This is a genomic window from Phaeobacter sp. JH20_08, from assembly GCF_048056635.1.
Taxonomy (GTDB): Bacteria; Pseudomonadota; Alphaproteobacteria; order Rhodobacterales; family Rhodobacteraceae; genus Phaeobacter; species Phaeobacter bryozoorum.
This window is the reverse complement of sequence record NZ_JAYMVV010000014.1, coordinates 1-19,634: the sequence shown is the minus strand read 5'-3', so window position 1 is coordinate 19,634 and position 19,634 is coordinate 1. Positions and strand designations below refer to the sequence as shown.

At 60.5% G+C, this 19,634-nt stretch carries 21 protein-coding genes and 1 pseudogene; 18 read left to right on the top strand and 4 right to left on the bottom strand.

Annotated elements, in window-relative coordinates; translation table 11 throughout:
• Positions 1-20 precede the first annotated feature (20 nt).
• The 4 genes from VWY75_RS14560 to VWY75_RS14545 all read left to right on the top strand — a co-directional run bounded on the left by VWY75_RS14560 (position 21) and on the right by VWY75_RS14545 (position 5,179).
• Positions 21-1,544, top strand: coding sequence for an amidohydrolase (locus VWY75_RS14560; RefSeq protein ID WP_416541651.1), 1,524 nt, complete (start codon positions 21-23; stop codon positions 1,542-1,544).
• 329 nt (positions 1,545-1,873) lie between these two features.
• Positions 1,874-3,508, top strand: coding sequence for a Mu transposase C-terminal domain-containing protein (locus VWY75_RS14555; RefSeq protein WP_416537844.1), 1,635 nt, complete (start codon positions 1,874-1,876; stop codon positions 3,506-3,508).
• Positions 3,468-4,391: a TniB family NTP-binding protein gene (locus tag VWY75_RS14550; protein ID WP_416535683.1), complete on the top strand. Its 924-nt coding sequence runs from the start codon at positions 3,468-3,470 to the stop codon at positions 4,389-4,391. Before VWY75_RS14555 ends, VWY75_RS14550 begins: the two co-directional genes overlap by 41 nt.
• On the top strand, positions 4,388-5,179 hold the full coding sequence (locus VWY75_RS14545) for a TniQ family protein (RefSeq protein ID WP_416537843.1): 792 nt from the start codon (positions 4,388-4,390) through the stop codon (positions 5,177-5,179). Before VWY75_RS14550 ends, VWY75_RS14545 begins: the two co-directional genes overlap by 4 nt.
• A 37-nt stretch (positions 5,180-5,216) precedes the next feature.
• On the opposite strand, the gene VWY75_RS14540 is transcribed toward VWY75_RS14545, so the two are convergent.
• From VWY75_RS14540 to VWY75_RS14530, 3 genes are all read right to left on the bottom strand, one after another.
• On the bottom strand, positions 5,217-5,867 hold the full coding sequence (locus tag VWY75_RS14540) for a hypothetical protein (protein ID WP_416537842.1): 651 nt from the start codon (positions 5,865-5,867) through the stop codon (positions 5,217-5,219).
• 351 nt (positions 5,868-6,218) lie between these two features.
• The gene (locus VWY75_RS14535; protein WP_416537841.1) at positions 6,219-7,049 is read right to left on the bottom strand and encodes a hypothetical protein; all 831 of its coding nucleotides are present in this window, start codon (positions 7,047-7,049) and stop codon (positions 6,219-6,221) included.
• Positions 7,050-7,285: 236 nt separating this feature from the next.
• Entirely contained in the window at positions 7,286-7,939 is a 654-nt protein-coding gene (locus tag VWY75_RS14530) for a hypothetical protein (RefSeq protein ID WP_416537840.1), read from the bottom strand.
• Between the two features lie 311 nt (positions 7,940-8,250).
• Here VWY75_RS14530 and VWY75_RS14525 point away from each other — a divergent pair, with 311 nt between their 5' ends.
• From VWY75_RS14525 to VWY75_RS14515, 3 genes are read left to right on the top strand one after another with little or no spacing between them, the layout of a single operon-like run.
• Positions 8,251-9,402, top strand: a complete 1,152-nt coding sequence (locus tag VWY75_RS14525) for a Fic family protein (RefSeq protein WP_416537839.1) — start codon at positions 8,251-8,253, stop codon at positions 9,400-9,402.
• A 58-nt stretch (positions 9,403-9,460) separates the two neighbouring features.
• Entirely contained in the window at positions 9,461-9,850 is a 390-nt protein-coding gene (locus VWY75_RS14520; protein WP_416537838.1) for a helix-turn-helix domain-containing protein, read from the top strand.
• A 3-nt stretch (positions 9,851-9,853) separates the two neighbouring features.
• Entirely contained in the window at positions 9,854-11,110 is a 1,257-nt protein-coding gene (locus VWY75_RS14515) for a type II toxin-antitoxin system HipA family toxin (RefSeq protein WP_416603398.1), read from the top strand.
• A 72-nt stretch (positions 11,111-11,182) separates the two neighbouring features.
• On the opposite strand, the gene VWY75_RS14510 is transcribed toward VWY75_RS14515, so the two are convergent.
• Positions 11,183-11,461, bottom strand: coding sequence for a hypothetical protein (locus VWY75_RS14510; protein ID WP_416537836.1), 279 nt, complete (start codon positions 11,459-11,461; stop codon positions 11,183-11,185).
• A 184-nt stretch (positions 11,462-11,645) separates the two neighbouring features.
• On the opposite strand from VWY75_RS14510, the gene VWY75_RS14505 reads away from it, so the two are divergent.
• From VWY75_RS14505 to VWY75_RS14455, 11 genes and pseudogenes are all read left to right on the top strand, one after another.
• The gene (locus VWY75_RS14505; protein ID WP_010138156.1) at positions 11,646-11,972 is read left to right on the top strand and encodes a hypothetical protein; all 327 of its coding nucleotides are present in this window, start codon (positions 11,646-11,648) and stop codon (positions 11,970-11,972) included.
• Positions 11,929-12,612: a lytic transglycosylase domain-containing protein gene (locus VWY75_RS14500; RefSeq protein ID WP_029375161.1), complete on the top strand. Its 684-nt coding sequence runs from the start codon at positions 11,929-11,931 to the stop codon at positions 12,610-12,612. The genes VWY75_RS14505 and VWY75_RS14500 overlap by 44 nt, the downstream gene beginning before the upstream one ends.
• The gene (locus VWY75_RS14495; protein WP_071676062.1) at positions 12,609-12,923 is read left to right on the top strand and encodes a TrbC/VirB2 family protein; all 315 of its coding nucleotides are present in this window, start codon (positions 12,609-12,611) and stop codon (positions 12,921-12,923) included. The genes VWY75_RS14500 and VWY75_RS14495 overlap by 4 nt, the downstream gene beginning before the upstream one ends.
• Before the next feature lie 9 nt (positions 12,924-12,932).
• Positions 12,933-13,211 (top strand): type IV secretion system protein VirB3, encoded by a 279-nt coding sequence (locus VWY75_RS14490; RefSeq protein WP_416535615.1) that lies wholly within the window; start codon positions 12,933-12,935, stop codon positions 13,209-13,211.
• Positions 13,201-15,585: a type IV secretion system protein B4 gene (locus tag VWY75_RS14485; protein ID WP_416535616.1), complete on the top strand. Its 2,385-nt coding sequence runs from the start codon at positions 13,201-13,203 to the stop codon at positions 15,583-15,585. The genes VWY75_RS14490 and VWY75_RS14485 overlap by 11 nt, the downstream gene beginning before the upstream one ends.
• Positions 15,582-15,797, top strand: coding sequence for a hypothetical protein (locus tag VWY75_RS14480; RefSeq protein WP_416535617.1), 216 nt, complete (start codon positions 15,582-15,584; stop codon positions 15,795-15,797). The genes VWY75_RS14485 and VWY75_RS14480 overlap by 4 nt, the downstream gene beginning before the upstream one ends.
• A gap of 4 nt (positions 15,798-15,801) precedes the next feature.
• Positions 15,802-16,968 (top strand): lytic transglycosylase domain-containing protein, encoded by a 1,167-nt coding sequence (locus VWY75_RS14475; RefSeq protein ID WP_416535618.1) that lies wholly within the window; start codon positions 15,802-15,804, stop codon positions 16,966-16,968.
• Complete coding sequence (locus VWY75_RS14470; RefSeq protein WP_416535619.1) at positions 16,965-17,762, top strand: type IV secretion system protein; 798 nt, start codon at positions 16,965-16,967, stop codon at positions 17,760-17,762. The genes VWY75_RS14475 and VWY75_RS14470 overlap by 4 nt, the downstream gene beginning before the upstream one ends.
• A 14-nt stretch (positions 17,763-17,776) precedes the next feature.
• Positions 17,777-18,424 carry a virB8 family protein gene (locus VWY75_RS14465; protein WP_416535620.1) on the top strand — a complete coding sequence of 216 codons (648 nt, stop codon included), beginning with the start codon at positions 17,777-17,779 and terminating at the stop codon, positions 18,422-18,424.
• Positions 18,421-19,122 (top strand): TrbG/VirB9 family P-type conjugative transfer protein, encoded by a 702-nt coding sequence (locus VWY75_RS14460; protein WP_416537835.1) that lies wholly within the window; start codon positions 18,421-18,423, stop codon positions 19,120-19,122. Before VWY75_RS14465 ends, VWY75_RS14460 begins: the two co-directional genes overlap by 4 nt.
• A pseudogene (locus tag VWY75_RS14455) lies at positions 19,119-19,634 on the top strand (conjugal transfer protein); the annotation flags it as partial. The gene VWY75_RS14460 and the pseudogene VWY75_RS14455, both read left to right, overlap by 4 nt.

The window sequence follows — 19,634 nt, the reverse complement described above, 5'->3', positions numbered from 1 at the left end:
AGGCCTATGTGGATCAGCGCATGCCCGAATTGTCGGACTGGTGCGCCACCATATTTGACCATGGTGAAACCGCTTGGCGCGAGTACCGCTCGGCGGTCTGGTATGTTGAACGTTTGCGGGCCGAAGGGTTTACGGTGGAGGAAGGATCCGGCGGCATGCCGACGGCCTTTTGTGCCGAGTGGCACAATGGTGCGGGGCCGGTGGTTGGGATGTACGCCGAATATGACGGTATTCCTGGCAACTGCCAGGCGGCGGTCCCCTATCAGGCACCGCGCGAGGGGCTGAATGTCCATGCAGGCGGCCATACGGATCCGCATTCCGGGCTGGGAATTGGCGCGCTTGGCGGGCTGTTGGCGACCAAGGCCGCGATGGAGAAACACGGGATCAAGGGTGGACTGCGCTTTACCGGAGAGCCGGCTGAGAAAGTGCGCGGCTCCAAACCCATTCACGCGGCCAAGGGCTATTATGACGGGCTAGCGGGCATGCTGTCCTTTCACCCGTTCTATATGCTGCCCATGTGCAATACGGTGCGCTGGGATACCCATTGCGGTGCCGCCTATTCGGTCATCTACCGTTTCATCTGCGATCAGCCGGAAAATTGGGGCATGCGCGATGGCGCGCCCATTCCGCAGGCGCACAATGCAGTCCGGGCGCCCGGGGCCAATGACGCGCTGAACCTGATGTACACCAGTTCCAAAGCCTTGCGCGATTCAATGCTGCCTCATTCGGGCGGCTGGTCGATTTCCGAAGCGATCCTGACTGCCGGGCAGGCCACCGCCGACAACCTGCCTGCCGCTTTGGCCGACATCAATTACATGATGCGCGTGCCCAAAATCGCGATGGCCGAGCAGGTGATCGCTGGACTTGACCGCAATGCCCGCGCCGCTGCTGAGATGACCGGTTGCCGCTATGAGCGGCATTGGGTCGCCAAATCCCGCCCCGGCCTAGCCAATCACGCGATGGCAAATCTGGTTTGGGATGTCATGCAGGAGGTTGGCCCGCCAGTGTGGCCGGAAAACGGCCTTGAATTGGGGCGCGAAGTACAGCGAAACTTGGGGTTTCCCCCCACCCCGGACCCCTTCATTGATGCACTGACACGGCTGCAGGACCCGCATGAGGCCGAAGCAATCCTGCGCAGGTCGCTCCCCCCCGAACAACTGCATTCAACCTCGGACGACTACACCGATATGTGCTGGCATACGCCGACCGCCCGGTTCTACGTGGCCCGCCCGGCTCTGCGCGCACCATCTGGTTCTGCGATACCCGCCTGGGCAATGAACGCGCTTGGCGGGATGCCCGCAACAATTGATCCGATGGTTGAGACAGCTGCCAAAATATCTGCGGCTTCCGCACTGCGCCTGCTCGAGGATGAAGACGCCCGTGCTACTGCAATGGCAGAATTCACCGAACGCACCGGCGGTGGGATTGGCGGGTCAAACTGGATTCCACCGCTTTGCGATTATGAGCCGCCGCTCAATTTCCGCTGGCCGGAGTATGTCACAACGCCACGAGGGTTTGACTGGTGGATTCCTGCTGGCGGTTAAGTTCTGTTTGAAATTCCTGATAGATCTCACGATGCCGATCTGGAGGACGAACGGGCTTTTCTGCCTTTGATACGGTCAGCGTTTCTTAGGCTCGCATCAGATGCCTTGGAAGGTCAGTAGACAGGTCAACCCGAGTTACACTCATTGGCGAAATTTTGCAATCGCATTTTGTCGCTGATTGTCGCGTAGCCCTTAATTAATTGTGAGATTAGAAATCCAACGAAATCAACGGCTATGCTTTGCCCTTAAATATGAGATTTTGCCTTTAATTCCGATATTTTTGCCCTTAAAGCTGAGACAGGGTTCACAGACTTGAGCGGCAAATATCTATGGATGATGATGGCGAGGGCTCCGTTGCCGTTGGTGCTGAAGAGGCGCGCAGGGCCGTTGTGCTGCGTCCGCTTGTTCAGGCATATCTGAAAGGTACTGGCAGTCTGGAACGTGGCATCAATGACGCCGTTTGGGAGCTTGGTGTCAGCAGGGCGACGGTCTGGCGTTGGATAAAGCGGCTGGTCGAAGATGGTGGACGCACCAGTGCCCTTGCTCCGCGGAAACGGGGTCGTCCAGCCGGTACGGCCTTGATATCCAGCAAGGTCGAAGCGGTGATCGAAGAGCACCTTCGCCGCTATTTCTTGCGCCGGGAGCGTCCGAGCCTCTCGCGCGTCGTGACAGAAATCCGCAGCGCGTGCTGGCAACAGGGCTTGCAGCCGCCGACACGACGGACGGTTCAGCGTCGTCTGGATGCGATGGATGCCCGCGAAGTTGCGAAGGCACGCGAGGGCGCAAAGGCGGCCCGCCAGAAATTTACGCCGGTCACAGGTGAGAACAAGGCCAGTGTGCCACTGGAGATCGTCCAAATTGATCATACGCCGGCGGACATCATTCTTGTCGACAGCTTTGAACGCCAACCAATTGGGCGGCCTTGGGTCACGCTGGCGATCGACATCGCAACGCGGATGGTAACTGGATACTACACTTCTCTCGAGGCCCCTTCGCGACTGTCAGTGGCGCTTTGCCTGACACAGGCGGTTGCCCCCAAGGCGGAACTTCTGACGGAATTGGCGTGCAATATTCCTTGGCCCGCACAGGGCAAACCGCTCAGCCTCCATGTCGACAATGGCCGCGATTTCCGTTCGCGGGCCTTTCGGTCCTCATGTGCGGAATGGGGGATCGATCTGGTCTATCGGCCTTTGGGAAGTCCTCACTTCGGAGGTCACATCGAACGTTTGATCGGGACGATGATGGGGGCCGTTCACCTCCTGCCGGGCACAACGCAATCGTCGGTCGCGACCAAGGGCGACTATGATGCCGAAGGCAGGGCCACGATGACCTTGAGCGAATTCGATCGTTGGTTTGCTCTGGAAATCTGCCGTTACAACAACAGAATACATTCAAGTCTTGGCTGCACGCCCGTCGCCAAATGGGAGGCGCTCTCAGAGCAAATGACGGGCGACATCCCATTTGATATCGAAGCCTTTCAGGTAAGTTTCCTGCCGGGCGAACTGCGCAAGATCAGGCGTGACGGCATCCATCTGTTCCAGATAAGGTACTGGTCCGATGCCCTTGCAGGCCACATCGGGCGCGGGGATGGAAAGGTGGTCGTTCGCTACGATCCTCGTGATATCTCAATGATCTGGGTCGAACTAGACGATGGCCGGTATGTTGAAGCGCGGTACAGAAACCTGGAAATTCCGCCAGTGTCCCTCTGGGAATACCGCGAAGCCATGAGGAAGGCTCGGGCCCTTGGCAAGTCCGGGTCAAATGAGCTGGTTCTGGCTGAGCTGATCCGCCAGCAACGCCAGATCGAAGCTGAAAGCCGGGGCCTGACGAAGGCCGAACGTAGAACCCGTGAAAGAAAAGGGCCATTGGAGGGCCCCGCCTCGGCTATCGCGACAATCGAAGGGCTGCGCCCGATCGATACGGGTGATACATCGCGCCCATTGTTCAAGGTGGAGAGATGGTGAATTGAGGGCAGGGATAACTGAGGCAGACGGTCGGATCGCCCTCATTCAATCGGATATCTGGATCGGCTTTCCGCGGGCCGAACAGGTGTTGGACCGCTTGCATGGTATGATCGAAGCGCCACGGCAAACCCGTATGCCTGGGCTTCTTGTGCATGGTGCCTCCGGGATCGGCAAAACGATGATCGCCCGAAACCTGTCGCGCAAATACGCACCAGAATACGATCCGGCGTCAGGCATCACCCGCACGCCCCTGCTGCTGTTGCAAGCGCCGCCCGCACCAGACGAACGGCGGTTCTACCTGCACATCTTGGCCGCCGTCGGCGCCCCGGCGACGGCGCTGAGCGCCCGCGCTCAAAATGTGGCTTCCCTCGAAGTTCGCGTCATCGCGCTCTTGCGCGACCTTGGCCTGCGGATGATCATGATCGACGAGGTTCACAACCTCTTGGCCGGGACACACCGCGAACAGCGCCGCTTTCTCAATGTTCTGCGGTATCTCAGCAATGAACTCGAAGTGTCGCTGGTCTGCCTGGGGGTCAGCGAGGCCGTTGATGCCATCCGTGGTGATATCCAGCTTGCCAGGCGGCTGGACGAACATCACCTGCCAAACTGGCGCGACGATGCCGAGTTCTCGGACATGATCCAGACACTCATCGCGGCAATGCCCCTCGAAAAGAAATCCAATCTGAAGGTCAAGTCGCTCAAGCAGATTCTTGCGCTGACCGGTGGGGTGACCTCGCGCATCTTCGCCCTGATCAAGGATCTTTCCATCGACGCCATTGTCACAGGTGATGAATGCATCACCGATGACGCAATCGCAAAATGGACGCCGGTTTGGTCGCGCCATGCGAACGCCCATCGGCGGCTCGAGAAGTCCGGAGTGTGAAGCCGCGCCGGCTGCCGAAGACTGTCGCACCGCTGCCAGACGAGTTGTTGTCAGGTTGGTTGTCTCGGCTGGCTGCGGCCAACTACTGTGATGACGCGGAACTGCTGGCTCATATCAAAATCGATACCGCGCATGGCACCGCCTTGGATTTCAACGTCGAAGCGGCTGCGGCGGAGAAAATCGCAAACGCCGCGCGTGTCGACCCAGATGTTGTGCGGTCTTTGACCTTTCCGGCAATGACGCCACGAGAAGCCTCGCTGACGGCCCAGATGCCATTCCAGCATTGCCTGCGATGCTATAGGGAGGGCCTTTCACTCAGGCATTGGAGGCGGGCCTGGGCATTTGACTGTCAGGTTTGCGGGACGAGACTTGTGCAAACCCTTGGCAAAACCGGTGACGAACAAATACCCGACAAACTGATCTACCGAGCGCGACGCGGGGCAGGGATGCTTGAGTGCGCCGCGCGATCACGCAGCCCCAAGCAACTTCGGCGCGCAATGCGCGCAGTCGCCTTTGCCATGTCACTAAAGACCTTCCGCGGGGATCCGGCGTTCGCTCTCCAAAACCCCAAGTCGGAAGTGAGGCTATTCTGTCTCGCCGCAATCGCCGCCGCTCGATCTCGCCCCTTGGCTAAAGCAGCCATCGTCAGTTCCGGCATCGACGACTATGCAAAAGTTGCTCTACTTCGCGCCTTCGAGAAGCAGCCACGTTTGCTTGCTGCGGTTGATCATATCGCGCAGAGGCGCGCGAGAAGCAAAGGCCCCATGACAGCCGAATCTCGCAATTAAGGGCAAAATTTGTTGCCGAAAGCATCGTGTCTCAGATTTAAAGGCAACGCGACACCCGGCTTAGACCTTCGAAGTCTTGCCATTGAGCCTGCGGCGCAGCCGCACGCGGGAACATCAGGGCGATCAGGTCGGAAATGCTATCCACTTCGGCAAGTAGCGCGAGGGTCAGGCGATCAGACAGATCGAACGGCATCCGGCGGTGACGCCCGCCGCTGTTGCGCTGCACCAATCCCGAGCAAGTGAGGCGACCGGATGCCCGCATGGCTGTGCGGATTTCAGGCTCGGGCGCCGCGCAGAACCACGACAACAGCAGCCGCACCGTGACTTCTCTGGTTTCCAGCGCGCCATCGACGACATGCTCGAAGCCATCGAACAACTTGTAGAACGCGACGAAGGTCAGCATGGATGTTTCGGCAGGGGATAGCCCGAAATGCTCGCCAAGACGGGTTGCATTGCGCTGAACGATCTCGCCCTCACCGCCCCCGGCGCTCGGCGCAAGGTCGTGCGCGATGGTCCTGATCTTGTTCCACCATTGCGAGCTTGGTCGGCTACGGGGCCGTTCGGGACATTCGACTTCGGTCAGGCACTCCAGCCAGCCGGGCAGTTCCTTTGCGATACGGCTGGCGGGACCGAAACGGTTGGCCAATCGGACGATCAGATCAAGGGCGAGGTGTTGTTCGTGCGTCATTGTTCATCTCCGTCGTTTCAACAGAGATGTCACGGCCATACGTCAAATTTGGACAGATGGCTTCGATCGTGTAGAATACGGTCCACCGATTTCGGTCGTCAGGCTCTGTCCGTCGTCAGGATTTTTCGGACTTCTCGGGCTGTCTTGTAGCGGAGGCGCTGGTTCGGTTTCTGTTTGAGTTTAGGCGGTCGCGGCCTGGTGCTGCACCCAGCGTTGTGTATTGCCATGGTTGCGTGACGTTTCCGATTTGAAGCGGCATGCGGGAGTGCTATCCGAGAACCCGTCTAATCTCTTCAGATCTCTGTCTGTTTTGAAGTCGCAGCCCCAATCTCATTCAAGTCACCGCTGAATCTAGCCTGCCAGCACCGCTCGTCCGTGCACCGCCAAGGTTGCTGAAAACCTCTGGCACCCAAACCTGCGGATCACATCGAGTACCCGCGCTTCGTAGGCAGCGTGTCCGATCAAGCGACACAGGTCGGACGCATGGAACTGGCGGTTCGCAGTAGGTGCGGCTTGCATCTGTCTCAGCAATTCGCGCTCTTTGGGGTCCGTTATTGGTCTCGCGGGCGGCTTGACTGCGGGACGAGATGGAGTTCCCGACGAATTTCGCCACCGGCGCATGAAGCCAAGCAGGAAGTCGGCCGGCACCCTGCCGTTGCCTCGGGATCGGTTGAAGGCGAGGAAGCGATCCCAGATGACCTGGGTGTCGATGTTCCAGCAGGGCAACGTGGCCTTCGCCGCTTTGATGAGCTCTGCCCAACTGGTCTGGAAAACGTTCGAACTCGCGGTGATATCGATCAGCCCTGAGAAGATAGTTTTGTTATTATTATCTCTAGATAGTGATGTGTCGCCTTCACCTGACACGAGATCATGGGTTTCACTCTCTTCGTCGAATGCGGAAAACCGAAAGATCCAGGGCGCGAACTTGCCATTCGGCTTCGCCCGCTCGAGCTGCAACTCCGACGTCTCAAGTTCGCTCAAAAGAACCGAAAGATATTGTCTTGAGACACCCATCTTCTCCGCTAGGGCAGAGAGGGTGAAGGCTGCCGTTCCGCGCGACAAACCGTTGTAGCCATCCTTCCAGGCGATGGCATCGAGGATGAGGTTAGCAAGCTTGTGCGTAGCAACAGAGAGATTTGTCTGCGTGATCCGTCTCAGGATCAGGCCGGTCGTAGGTTCCATGGTCGAGGTCTCCTTGGAGATCCGACGCCATGTCGTGAGACAACAACATTCTTGCCAGCAAAACAACTTTGCTGGTTGCAGGTGTTTTAGCGGTGCGCTAGGAAACTCTTGTTCACGGAGTTTTCTAGCACGGCGTCAGGCTTCACGGTCTGGCGTCGTCTCCTTTTTGGGGGTTTTGCAAAGCCTTCCGTGCGGGGTTGTGAGGACGCGCACAGCAAAACCGCGCGTAGATTTTGTCAGTAGCGAACCTCTTCAGAGCCATAGTTCCCGGCGTGATCGCGCCAGTCGACGAAGACAGAACGGTAGAAGTAGCTGCCACATCCATTCGGGATGCTCAGGCCGGATGCGGCTGGCACCTGGCCCACGGTGGATCTTGTCCATCGGTAGTCGCCCTGCACGCCGTAGGACCCCAATCGCGTCGAGTCGCTGCGATTGCAGTCGCCATCTCGGTTTTCATGCTGGCGGTACTGGATGTGATAAACGCGAATGCTACGCACGAAATCAAAGGCGTCGCCTGAGATGTCGATGTCGGCTTGCTCATCTGCTTGGACGTGAACAAGGGGGATCGGAGTCGATTCCTGCGGTTCGGGCGGATCGCGGAACGTGATGTCATAAAGGCGTTCCATAGGCGACATCGGACTGGGATCGTTGAGCGACACACCCATCGGACACCGCCAGATTTGTAAGGGCGGCTCGATCGGCCATGGCGTGATCCGCCGAATGAAGACCGCTCTGGCATACGCGCAGGGCGCGGAGGCAGGCCAGCCGCCCGCAAGGCAGAGGAGGATCGCACAGTCGACCTGATAGGCCTGAGCCGGACCTGACGAGGCCATTAGTCCGGATATGCTTAGTGCCGTGGCTGTTGCCACGCTGTGGATCACGTGCTTCATGATGCCGACTCCATCTATAATGGTGCATCGATACGAAACAACATTAATGATAGCAAGGAGATTTGATTGATGGTTGCGCGCAAGTCTTGCCTTTGTCGCTCATCATATTCTCGAGCCTGGCAGCGGGCCGCAGAGAAGTTGCGGCCAAAGAACCGGCCAAATTGGCGGACGGGATGCCACTTTATGAGTCGGCAACCTCATGATAGCTTTTGGTTTTAGGAGAGATGATTCATGGCCACCAAAGCGGCCAGAAAGTAGGACAAGTGACGACCCCGGATGATGGAGAAACGGTAGGACTTTTCGAGCCACTCATGGTTTCTGAAGGCGCTCCCGCGCGCGCACGTCTAAACGATCTCGCGCTCGAGCTGGCAGAGAAGTCTGCCGCGTTCCGGAGCGGGTTGCCTTCTTCCGTCTCGGAGGCGTTGTCAGATCTCGTGCGGGCGATGAACTGCTACTACAGTAACCTCATCGAAGGGCACGACACCCATCCCATCGACATCGAACGCGCGATGCAGGGCAACTACAGCGCCGACCCCAAGAAGCGGAACCTTCAGCTCGAAGCCAAAGCACATGTGGCGGTCCAGAAATGGATCGACGAGGACGGTATGGTGGAACAGCCAACCGCGCCCGCGTCCATTATCGAGCTGCATCGCCGCTTCTGCGAACTGCTGCCGCCTGAGCTTCTCTTCGTCGAAAACCCGAAGACGGGCGAAAAAATACCCGTTGTGCCTGGCGAGCTGCGGACGCGCTACGTTGAAGTTGGGCGGCACGTTGCCATCAGCCCTGGAGCGGTACCGCGATTTCTCGAACGTATGCACAAGGCTTACAACCTCCAAGGCAGGATCGAACCAATCCTAGCTGCGGCTTGCGCGCATCACCGGCTTCTCTGGGTGCACCCTTTCCTCGACGGTAACGGGCGTGTTGCCCGCCTCATGTCTTACGCCATGCTGCGCAGAACGCTCGATACACGCGGCCTCTGGTCTGTGGCGCGCGGGCTTGCACGTGAAGAGGCCGCCTACAAGGAGCACCTGGCCTCCTGCGACGGTCCTCGCCGTGGAGATCGCGACGGGCGTGGGACGCTCAGCGAAGCCGCGCTTGCTTCCTTCGCCGGCTTCTTCCTGCGCACCTGCATTGACCAGGTAGAGTTCATGGAAAGTCTTATGCGGCCTGATCGGCTGCGTGACCGTATCCTGATCTGGGCTGAAGAAGAAATCCGCGCCGGGGGGTTGCCTCCAAAATCCGATACCGTGCTGAAAGCCGTCCTCTATCAGGGACAGATTGAACGTGGAGAGGTCGAGTCCATCCTTGGCACGAGTGATCGCACCGCGCGGCGGGTGACATCTGCGCTACTTGAAGCGGGGGCTTTGTCATCGACCTCGACCCGCGCGCCGCTCAAGCTGGCGTTCCCGGCCAAGTATGCAGGTCGGTGGATGCCTGGGCTATTTCCCGAAAAAGGTGAGTGAGCATTTGCGCATCAGACGGAATGCAGCAATGACAGCTTGAGGTCAAAGCACTTGCCTTATGTCTTCTTATACATACATAAAGGTAATAACAAGACCGAGGATAGAAGCATTGCCTGCGTCATACCTTCCGCCCCCCGCAGCCAAGCGGGCGATCCGCAAGCTCGGATCCGATATCCGTGACGCACGTTTGCGCCGCGGCTTGCCGGCGTCTGTTGTCGCCGAGCGGGCGGGTATTGCGCGATCAACCTACCACAAGATCGAAAAAGGTGATGCTGGCGTGTCCATCGGCATCTATGCGGCTGTGCTGCAAGCATTGAACCTGATGGATGGATTTGAAGATCTCGCTGATGCCAGGAACGATCCCCAAGGTGCACATGCAGCTCTTGAGCGCTTGCCGAAACGCGCGGTTCTTGCGCGCAAGAAGCCTGGCTCCAAGGAGAGCAGCTAGGCCATGGCAGAACGGGTCGTCGAAATCGACATTGAGCTCGATGGAGCGATGGTGCCTGTCGGCACCATGCGTTGTGTGCCATCCCGGGCGCGCGAAACCGTCGTTTTCGAATACTCGGACGACTGGCTGAACCGGCCAGAGCGGTTTGCTATTGATCAGGGCGTGCCTCTCTCGCCCGGACCGTTTGTGCCTTCAGGCAACGGAGAGATGTTTCCAGCCCTTGGCGACAGTGCCCCAGACAACTGGGGTCGTGCCTTGATGCAGCGTCGGGAACGGCGCCGCTCTGTGCGGGAGGAACGTCCGGTTCGAACCTTGTTCGAGACGGATTATCTTATGGGTGTCTCCGATGTCAGCCGCATCGGAGCCTTGCGGCTGCGATGGCGTGGCGATGCCGACTATGCAGCACCCATCCAAGATGGCGTTCCAGGGTACATCGCGCTCCAGCGTCTTCTCGACGCAGTCGGGCGTTTCGAAGCTGGCGAGGAACGAGACGAGGACCTCGATCTCATTTTTGCGCCCGGGGCATCGCTTGGCGGTGCACGCCCAAAATGCTCGGTCTATGATGTGCAGGGCAAGCTCTCGATCGCCAAGTTTCCCAAGGCTGACGACGATTACAGCAAGGAACGCTGGGAGGAAGTCGCCGCGCGATTGGCAGATCGGGCCGGCCTGACTATGGCTGACCACTCTCTGGCAAAAATCGGCGATCGGCCGGTCTATCTGAGCGCCCGGTTTGACCGACGCGCAGCAGGCGAACGCATCCCGTATATGTCAGCCATGACCATGACCCAGAACCGGGATGGCGTATCTGGCAGCTATCTCGAGATCGTAGACGCGATCACCAGGACTGGCAGCCAGGCTGCCAGGGATCGTGAAGAACTCTATCGCCGCCTTGTCTTCACTGTTCTGGTGTCGAATACGGACGACCATATGCGCAATCACGGGTTTCTTTGGGATGGGCCAGCTGGATGGCGGCTGTCGCCGGCGTTCGACATCAACCCGACGTCTCAGTTGGAAAAACCGCGTGTCCTGCAGACACGGATCGATTTCGACGACGGGACCTGTGACATTGACCTTGTGTTGGCTGTGGCACCTGAATTCGGCCTCCGCACTCAACACGCCCGGGAAATCGTCGCTGAAGTGGCAAAAGCGACAGCGACGTGGCGCGAAATTGCGCATCAGGTCGGGGCTCCGGCACGCGAGCTCGACTATCTGGAAAGTGCTTTCGAGCACGACGATCTGGAGAAGGCTTTGGCGCTTTAATGTATGCTTATGCAGACATTAAATGCATATAGTGTCTGCTTTCAAAGTCTCCAACATGGAGACTTTGAAGAGTCATTCCAATATCTCGACCAGCCTTCCATAGTCCCGGCTAACCTCCTGTGCCTCGTGAAACGCGCGTTGGCGCTCGGCGTCCAAGCAGCGGAAGTATTCTTGTATGTCGGCGATGTAGCCCTCGAAATCAGAGCGGAGCAGATCGGCATATTCTCGAATGTCTTCGGACCGCTCAGGCAGGAATGGCCGTTCCGGTGCGGTACATGCAATGGCGATTTGGCCAATCGACGCGAGTGGCACAACAAGACCAAGCACACCGTATCGAAATGCACAAAACATGCGCAGGGCAAAACTCCTTTGCCACTTCAAATTTATGGTTTCGTGCGGTAGCTACCTATTGCAGCCAAAGACGGTTCGCCAACTCAAATAAATCGTCTTGCAGTCAATTATGTTGTCTTGTATCGCCCGTGTGGAAGTGTCCCCGCGGGCCGATACTCATGATGAGGAGGGCCCAGGGGAGGTCATGATAGAAGAAGCACCGAATGTGGTCACCGAAGACGGACTGCGCGGCTTGCTCGCCGAGGGCTACCTCATTGAGGTGGTCTGCAAGGAGAGAGCGGAGAAGCGCCATAACAGCTGGTACGGCTCGTGGGTCATCCGCGCCGTCGCCACTGATGGGCGTGATGACAAAATGCTCGTCACCAGCCGAAGCGTCCTCAAACTCCGCGACTTCAAAACCATCGTTGGTCTTGTCAGCTTCCTGGCCGACATGGGCTGTACGACCGCTAGCATCCCACTTGAAGAAGGTGGCCGCGAGCGCCACGCCGCGCCTCCGGTCAAAGGCAGCTGACCGCGCGACTGCGCTCGTCGTTGCTTTGGGTACAGGCGTTTGTTCCGCGCCCCCGGCCCTGGCCGACGGTTTCATCTTTTCGGTTGGCCCAGACGGCCAATTGATTTCCACTTCTCAAGAGGCAAACGGGCGCCTTTTTCTCTTCGCAGAACCTCGCGTTCCTGACGCAACGAGCGAGACAGCGATCCCGGCTCGATCCGCCGCCCGCGCCACCCCAGAAATCCTCCATGCGATCGAGACCACGGCTCTGCGGTATGCCGGGCATGGTGCGCTGCGTCGCGCAGGGCTTTCAGTCACTGATTGGGCGCTCCTTTACCGGGCCAATATCGAAGTCGAGAGCGCATACAATCCGGCTGCACGTAGCCCTGTCGGTGCCATAGGCCTTGGCCAGCTTATGCCGGATACCGCCCGCGACCTCGGCGTGGACCCACATGACATTGCGCAGAACCTCGACGGATCAGCCCGCTACTTGCTGATGATGCTCGACCAGTTCGGCGAGGGCTCTCTGGCCCTTGCGGCGTACAACGCTGGCCCTGAGGCGGTCACACGCCACGGCGGCATCCCCCCTTTTCGAGAAACCCAAGGGCATGTGGCCCGTGTGACTGCCGTGTTTGAGCGGCTCAGAGGAGATCTTTCATGACATCGAGAAAACGTCAAAGCGTGCTCCGCACGCGGGCGATCGCCGCGCTCGGCGCGATGACCCTTATCGTGCTGGCGGGTCCAGCGCTTGCACAGAGCATCGACCTCTCGCCGGTACAGACCCTGCTTCAAGGCATTGTCGATGCGATCACCGGTCCCTTGGGGATCGTGATTGGCACGCTCGCACTGATCGGGGTGTTCCTTTCCTGGCTCTTTGGCATCCTCGACTTCCGTCAGGCGCTCTGGGTCGTGGTTGCAATCGCGGGCATCGCCGCAGCACCCACCATCGTCGCCGCCATCTGGACCACCTGAGCTCCGTCCATGGCTGACCAGTCCCGCGTGTTCATCGGCCTTCTCAGGCCACCCAAGCTGATGGGCTTGCCGATCATGTACGCCATGGTCTGGCTCTTCGGCTCGACGCTCCTGTTCCTCTGGGTGCAGAGCTGGGTGGTGACCGTGTTCGCGGGGCTGGCCTGGCCGGCGCTTTGGAAAGCCGCAGACTGGGATCCGAACTTCCTCGACGTCCTGGTGATCACCCTGCAGGAAACCCCGCCGACCACGAACCGCAAGCTGCACGGAGGCGACAGCTATGCCCCGTGATGGACTTGCCAATGACGTCGCAGAGGCGCTCGATCCGCTGACTGCGCTGCCCGCATGGGTCAAGGGCGAGAAGCGGCTCTCGTCGATGCTGCCCTACGTGAGCCTCGTGACCGACCGGACGATCCGGACACGCGGCAACGAACTGATGCAGTGCATCAGGCTCGAGGGGGTGAACAGCACCACGAGCGAGGACGGGCATCTCGACCGGATCGGAGGGTTGCTGGCTGGCATCGTGGCGCAGGTCGGGACCGAGTTCTCATTCTACCTGCACAAGGTCTCGAAAGCGGTCGATGTGACCCTGCCGCCCATACCGGGCGAGGGGTTTGCTGCCGCCGTCGACAAACGATGGCACGCGCATCTCGGCCGCGCGGGCTTGCGCGACAAGACGCTGACCCTGACCGTGCTGAAGCGCCCCGAGGCGACCAGCCGTCTGCCCTTCGGTCTGGGGGCGTCTCGCTCGCGACATGCGGCGGACACGACCCGCCGCTTGCGCAAGCTCGACGAGGTTGTGGGGTTTCTGCTGTCGTCCTTCGATGAGCTGAAGCCCCGCCTGCTGGCCGCAAGCACCGGCGAGCTTCTGGGCTTCCTCGGTTCACTCAACACAGGCGAGGAGCACCCGCTCTTCCCCCGGTCGCGCCTCGGTGTGATCGCCGAGGACGTAGCCAATACCCGCGTCACCTTCCGCGGCACGACCATCGCCCTCTCTGACGGCGCTGTCGGCAACAAGCTCGGCGCGATCTTTGCGGTGAAGAACTATCCCGCCAAAACTGACAGTCTGATGCTCGACGAGCTGAACCTGCCCGTCGACATGGTGGTCACCCACTCCTTTGTGCCGATCAACGCCAACATCATGGCGGGCCGGATCAAACGGCAGCTGCGCCTGATGCAAGCCGCCAATGACGGGGCCGTCAGCCTCGCTCAGGAACTGGAACTCGCCCAGGACGATCTGGAATCGAAACGCCTGATCTTCGGCGAGCACCACATGACGGTGGCGGTCTATGCGCGCAGCCAAGCCGCGCTCGACGATATCGCGGCCGAGATCCGCAACATCTCCGCGACTTCCGGCATCAACCTGATCTCCGAAGCCTTCGGGGCGCGGGCGCATTTTATGGCGCAGCATCCCGGGAACACTGGGGCGCGCAGCCGCAAGGCTGCGATCACGAACCACAACTTCGCCGATCTCGCTACCTTCCACCGCACCCCGCTCGGAAAGACTGGTAGGGAAGTGCCGTGGGGCGTGCCGATCACACTCTTCCCGACGCCCGAGCGCAGCGGTTTTCGCTTCAACTTCCACGAACAGGGCGCGCCGGATCGCGAACCCACAGGAGGCCACACGCTGATCCTGGGCCGTCCCGGCTCCGGCAAATCCGTCCTGGCGGCTTTCCTGATGACCATGGCACGGCGGGCAGGTGCGCGGGTCTTCGTATTCGACTATCGCGCGGGCATGGAGATGGCCGTCCGCGCGCTCGGCGGCAGCTATTCGACCGTGCGGGCGGGGCGCCCAACGGGCCTCAATCCGCTCCAGACCGAAATCGACGTGCGGGGCCAGGCATGGCTTGCTGATTGGCTCGCGAGCCTCTTGGAGCGGCGCGATCGACCGCTAACCCCGGTTCAGACCAACCGACTGCAGGAAGTCGTGCGCCAGAACGCGAGCGCAGGACATGCGGGCCTACGGAACTGGTCGGATTTCGCCTCGCTGCTGGTCTCGACCGATGACGAGGGCGATCTCTTCGAGCGGATGCAGGAATGGACCGCCGAGGGCCGCTACGGCTGGATCTTCGGGGCGAATGCCGAGGACAGTTTCAGCATCGATGGAGACGTCGCGGGCTTTGACCTCACCGGCATCCTCGATTCCGAGAGCGAGCGGGAACGCATGGCGGTCCTGTCCTACCTCTTCCGCCGGGTCGAGCGGGTGATCGAGGACCGCAAGCCCACCATCATCGTCATTGACGAAGCATGGAAAGCCCTCGACAACGCCTACTTTGCGGAGCGACTCAGCAACTGGCTGGTGACCGCCCGCAAGCAGAACGCCGTCGTCGTGATGATGACGCAATATGCCAGCCAGCTCGAGCGCACGCGCACCGGCAAGACCATCGTGGAAGCGGTGCCGACGCAGGTGCTCTTGCCCAACATTCGTGCTTCCGCCGCTGACTACGCGATGCTCGGCCTGACCGAGAAAGAGCTCGACGTGCTTCTGGGCGTCGGCTCGGCCTCGCGGCTCGCGCTTGTACGCGACGACCGTGGTTCCGCCGTGATCGATGCCGATCTCAGCGCGCTCGGCCCGCTCGTGACCATCCTTGGCGGAATGGAGAAGGGCGAAGCGCTTGTCGGCGCCGATTATCGCGACCGTCCTGATTTCTGGAGAGTGACATGACCCGTACCATCAGTCGCAGCGTCGTGCTGCTTGGCCTTGGCCTGACCCTGACAGCCTGTGCACAGCATAACCCCCCGCAAGCCAACTGCTTCAATTTTCGCGAGGCTCCTGCGCAGGCAGGAACCGCCACCGCCACGATCTCGACCATGGGGGCGGAGGTCACGCGCCGCGACACGGCCTGCGATTTCGTCCTCTTGGGGGCAGGCGGCTGAGCCAATGCGGACCTGGCTTCCTCTCTCGATGATCGGCTTTGCACTGGCAGGTCCCACGGCGGGGCCAGCGGTCGCCCAAGGCGTGCCGACCTTCGATCTGCGCCTCTTCGCAGAGCGGCAGGCCATCCTTGAGCAGACCAATCGGGACCTGGCACTACAGCAGGACCGGCTAAGCCGCGAGGAGGAACTGGCCGAAATCGAGCGCCAGCAACTCGCCTCCCTCGAAGGGCTGATGGATGCCATGTCGCTTGGCGCTGGAGACGTGGCCGGAACCGTGGCGGGGCTCGAGGCGGGGCAGGGGGCGGTTGACGACGTCGAAAGCGCGTCCGCCAGTCTTTATGCGCCCGAGGACACCAATCCAGCGGCTGCACGGATGTTCGGCGATGCCCGGGAGGGGATCGAGGAGCTGATCATCCGCGCAGCACGCGACACCCATAGTCTGTCCGGGGTCGGCCGCGCGGGTCTTTCGCTCGTGCAATGGCGCTGTCTCTTACAGGCGCTGATCTGGCAGGAAAGCCGTTTCCAGATTGGGGCACGCTCACCCGTGGGGGCCTTCGGACTTACCCAGATCATGCCCGGTACCGCGGGCGATCTCGGGATCTACCCGGCCTATTACGACGATCCCTATCTGCAGGTCACCGGCGGTGCGCGATACCTCGCACAAATGCTGAACATGTTCGATGGCAACATTATCCATGCGCTCGCCGCCTATAACGCCGGGCCGGGCAATGTGCAGGATTATGGCGGTGTGCCACCCTTCGCGGAAACCCAGCATTATGTCGTGGTGATCCCGCAGCAGTACAACAGCTACCTCGCGGCCGTAGGGGGCATCGACGCGCTCGGCACCATCGACCCTGTGCTGCTCGCCAACGCGAGTTTCAGCCTCTCGGCCCACGGCGCAGGGGTCTATGGCGACTATTCGCTGGTCTCGGTCCGCGCCGCCGCCCTGCGGGTTCAGGACATCATCACCCGCATTGGTGAGACCGAGGATCTCTACGAGGCCATCGCGCTCAACACCTATGCCCGGGCAGAACTTGCCCGACTGGTCGCAATCCGAACCCGGATCAAGGCCGCCCGAACCGAGCCACTCAGCGCCGAGCAGATCGCCTTGGCGGCGGCCCAGGCTGCCGAGCGGCAATTCATGGATTTCAGTCAGGAGGATTTGCGTTGAACCTGCGCCTGCCCCGCTCCCTTTTCGCCGGTAGCATCGCTCTCGCGCTTGCCCTCAATGTCACCGGACCTGTCGCGGCACAGGGTGTGCCCACGGTGGACACTCAGAACATTGCTCAGGAAATCCGCCAGCTTCAACAGATGCTGCAGGATTTCGGGATCCAGACGGATCTTCTGGACAATGCGTTGGAGCAACTGGACATGCTGCAAAGCCAACTCGATCAGCTGAACGAGATGTATGCCTCGCTCACCGGGCCGCGCAGCATCCTTGGACTTGCCATGGGCGGGGACCTCGACACCTTGCTTGAGGCCAACTTCGAAGACATCCCCGGCCTGGTCCGAGGCATCCAGGCGGGCGATTGGAGCGCTCTGATCGGGCCCAATGCCGGGCCCATGCGCACGCAGATGGAACAGGCGCTGGCAAGTGCGGGGTTCGACGAGGATTCACTCCGCGAGATCGCCACCAGCGGCAATCCGGGCGCCGAAGGCGTGGCCACGCGGGCAACCACAGGTGCTGTGATGTCGGCGGCGGCGCAGAACAGCCACGCAGAGGCGGAACAGTCTCTCGAACGGGTGGAACGTCTGGTCGAGATGATCCCGGACATGGAAGATCTCAAAGCCTCAATGGATCATAACACACGCGTCACGGCGGAACTCGCCATCGCCATGACCCGGATGTGGGAGCTGGAAGCGATCCAAACCCTAGGCGCTGGCAATGCAGGCGTGGTTGACGCCGCCACCGTTGCTGAAGAACGCCGCTACATGGACTTCACCTTGCCGGATCTTGAGCCGTGAGTGGGGTAGGAGTGATGACTGCGCGCGAGCTCGTGGAAGAGGAACTTGTCTACGGTGCCCTGCGCCGGGAACAGCTTTGGCGGATGATCGGCATTTCCGGGGCAGGCTTTGGCGTATTCGGCTGTTTGACGGCCGCGGCTGTCGCGCTGATGGTCGAGACGCCGCCTCCCGTGGTTGTGCCCTACGATCCCGCGACCGGGATGGCGCTCCCCAATGCCACGGTTGAAACCGTATCGCTCGCCGAACGGCCTGCCGTGATCGAAGCGCAAATCTACCGCTACATTCTCGACCGCGAGACCTACAACCAGCTCGACAACGATCTTCGTGTCCGCCGTGTCCTCGCACAGTCTTCCGGATCGGCCGAGGCCAACATGCGCGCGATGTGGACATCGGGGCAGGAGAGCTATCCGCCGACGCGTTACGGGGCTGCGGCCGAGATGGCCGTTGAGATCGCATCGATCACCCTTATTGGCGATAACCGCGCCCAGGTGCGGCTCAGAAAGCGCCTGACAAGCCCGCAGGGGGTACAGGATGGATCGTTCACTGCCACGTTGATGTTCGAATTCCGGCCAGAGCGGACCCGCGCGATCGACGATGTCTGGCAAAACCCTTTCGGATTCACCGTCACCCAATATGCCATCCGATCGGACCGTTCCGAATGACCCGCACTCCAATCTCTGCGCTGCTGGCCGCCAGTATTCTCGCGTTCGCGGGAACGACTGCCTTGGCCGAAACTACGCCCCGCCCAGGTTCTCATGACAATCGCGTGCGCGTCGCGACCTGGACTGAAGGCCAGGTTTACCGTGTCGTCACGACTCTGACCCGCGTCACCACAGTCGAATTCGGTGAGGGTGAAACCATCCGCTCGATCATCGCCGGCGATACGGTCGGGTTTCAATTCGACGGTGTCCCGGGTGGCCGTGCCTTCGCCATCAAGCCGACAGCATCTGGCGTCGCCACCAACATCACCGTCTACACCAACCGCCGCTCCTACTACTTCCATGTCGTCGAAGCCCGGGAGACGCCGCATTATGTCGTGCAGTTCCGCTATCCTGAAAACCGCGTACAACCCACCAGGGCGGTTGCGGCCGATGCGCCGAACGCGAACTATGCGGTCAGTGCCCGAGAAGAGTTCACGCCGACGGCCATCTGGGATGATGGTACCTTCACGTATTTCCGGTTTGCACGGAACGCGCCGGTGCCTGCCATCTTCCGATATTCGAACGGAAGGGAACGCGCGGTGAACAGCCAGGCCTTGAGTGACGGCGTCATCCGCGTGTCTGGCGTCAACCGACAATGGGTCCTTCGCCTTGGCGAAGATGTGGTTTGCGTCCAGGACGCAGGGCAGGCCACATCATGACCGAAGGTACGGAAGACCTCGCCGCGCGCCTCGCGGCTCTCGAAGGTTCGACAGGCAAAGCGAAGGCAAACAAGCGGCCTGCACCACTTGCCGCGATCCTTGGAGTCGTCGGCATCGCGGCAGCAGGTGGTCTGGCGTGGGCTGCCCTACAGCCGTCGGCAGAAGCACCAATGGCGACCGCCGCGCCGGAAGAGTTCCAGAGCAGCGGCCCCGGATTCGGAGATCTGGCGCCGATTTCTGCCCCGGAGCCTAGCCAAGCCCCGCCTGCGGACACAGGTCCGAGCGAGTCGGAACTCGCGCTGATGGAAAGCCTTGCGACATTGAGAGCGGAACTCGAGGACCTACGCGCACGGCCAGCCGAGGTCGCGGATAGCGGGGCGGAGCAGGCGATTGCGGACCTGACGGCACAAATTGCCACCTTACAGGAAGCATCCGCCGAGGCTCAGCGTGCCCTCGAGCGGCAGCTGACCGAGCGGGATCGCGAATTGAATCAGCTCCGCATGGACTTGGAG

Bases quoted from the DNA above. Each gene is read 5' to 3' on its own strand.
- VWY75_RS14560 (WP_416541651.1), top strand. From the start codon at position 21: ATGCCCGAATTGTCGGACTGGTGCGCCACCATATTTGACCATGGTGAA.
- VWY75_RS14555 (WP_416537844.1), top strand. From the start codon at position 1,874: ATGGATGATGATGGCGAGGGCTCCGTTGCCGTTGGTGCTGAAGAGGCG.
- VWY75_RS14540 (WP_416537842.1), bottom strand. From the start codon at position 5,867: ATGACGCACGAACAACACCTCGCCCTTGATCTGATCGTCCGATTGGCC.
- VWY75_RS14535 (WP_416537841.1), bottom strand. From the start codon at position 7,049: ATGGAACCTACGACCGGCCTGATCCTGAGACGGATCACGCAGACAAAT.
- VWY75_RS14530 (WP_416537840.1), bottom strand. From the start codon at position 7,939: ATGAAGCACGTGATCCACAGCGTGGCAACAGCCACGGCACTAAGCATA.
- VWY75_RS14525 (WP_416537839.1), top strand. From the start codon at position 8,251: ATGGTTTCTGAAGGCGCTCCCGCGCGCGCACGTCTAAACGATCTCGCG.
- VWY75_RS14520 (WP_416537838.1), top strand. From the start codon at position 9,461: ATGTCTTCTTATACATACATAAAGGTAATAACAAGACCGAGGATAGAA.
- VWY75_RS14515 (WP_416603398.1), top strand. From the start codon at position 9,854: ATGGCAGAACGGGTCGTCGAAATCGACATTGAGCTCGATGGAGCGATG.
- VWY75_RS14510 (WP_416537836.1), bottom strand. From the start codon at position 11,461: ATGTTTTGTGCATTTCGATACGGTGTGCTTGGTCTTGTTGTGCCACTC.
- VWY75_RS14505 (WP_010138156.1), top strand. From the start codon at position 11,646: ATGATAGAAGAAGCACCGAATGTGGTCACCGAAGACGGACTGCGCGGC.
- VWY75_RS14495 (WP_071676062.1), top strand. From the start codon at position 12,609: ATGACATCGAGAAAACGTCAAAGCGTGCTCCGCACGCGGGCGATCGCC.
- VWY75_RS14490 (WP_416535615.1), top strand. From the start codon at position 12,933: ATGGCTGACCAGTCCCGCGTGTTCATCGGCCTTCTCAGGCCACCCAAG.
- VWY75_RS14485 (WP_416535616.1), top strand. From the start codon at position 13,201: ATGCCCCGTGATGGACTTGCCAATGACGTCGCAGAGGCGCTCGATCCG.
- VWY75_RS14480 (WP_416535617.1), top strand. From the start codon at position 15,582: ATGACCCGTACCATCAGTCGCAGCGTCGTGCTGCTTGGCCTTGGCCTG.
- VWY75_RS14475 (WP_416535618.1), top strand. From the start codon at position 15,802: ATGCGGACCTGGCTTCCTCTCTCGATGATCGGCTTTGCACTGGCAGGT.
- VWY75_RS14465 (WP_416535620.1), top strand. From the start codon at position 17,777: ATGACTGCGCGCGAGCTCGTGGAAGAGGAACTTGTCTACGGTGCCCTG.
- VWY75_RS14460 (WP_416537835.1), top strand. From the start codon at position 18,421: ATGACCCGCACTCCAATCTCTGCGCTGCTGGCCGCCAGTATTCTCGCG.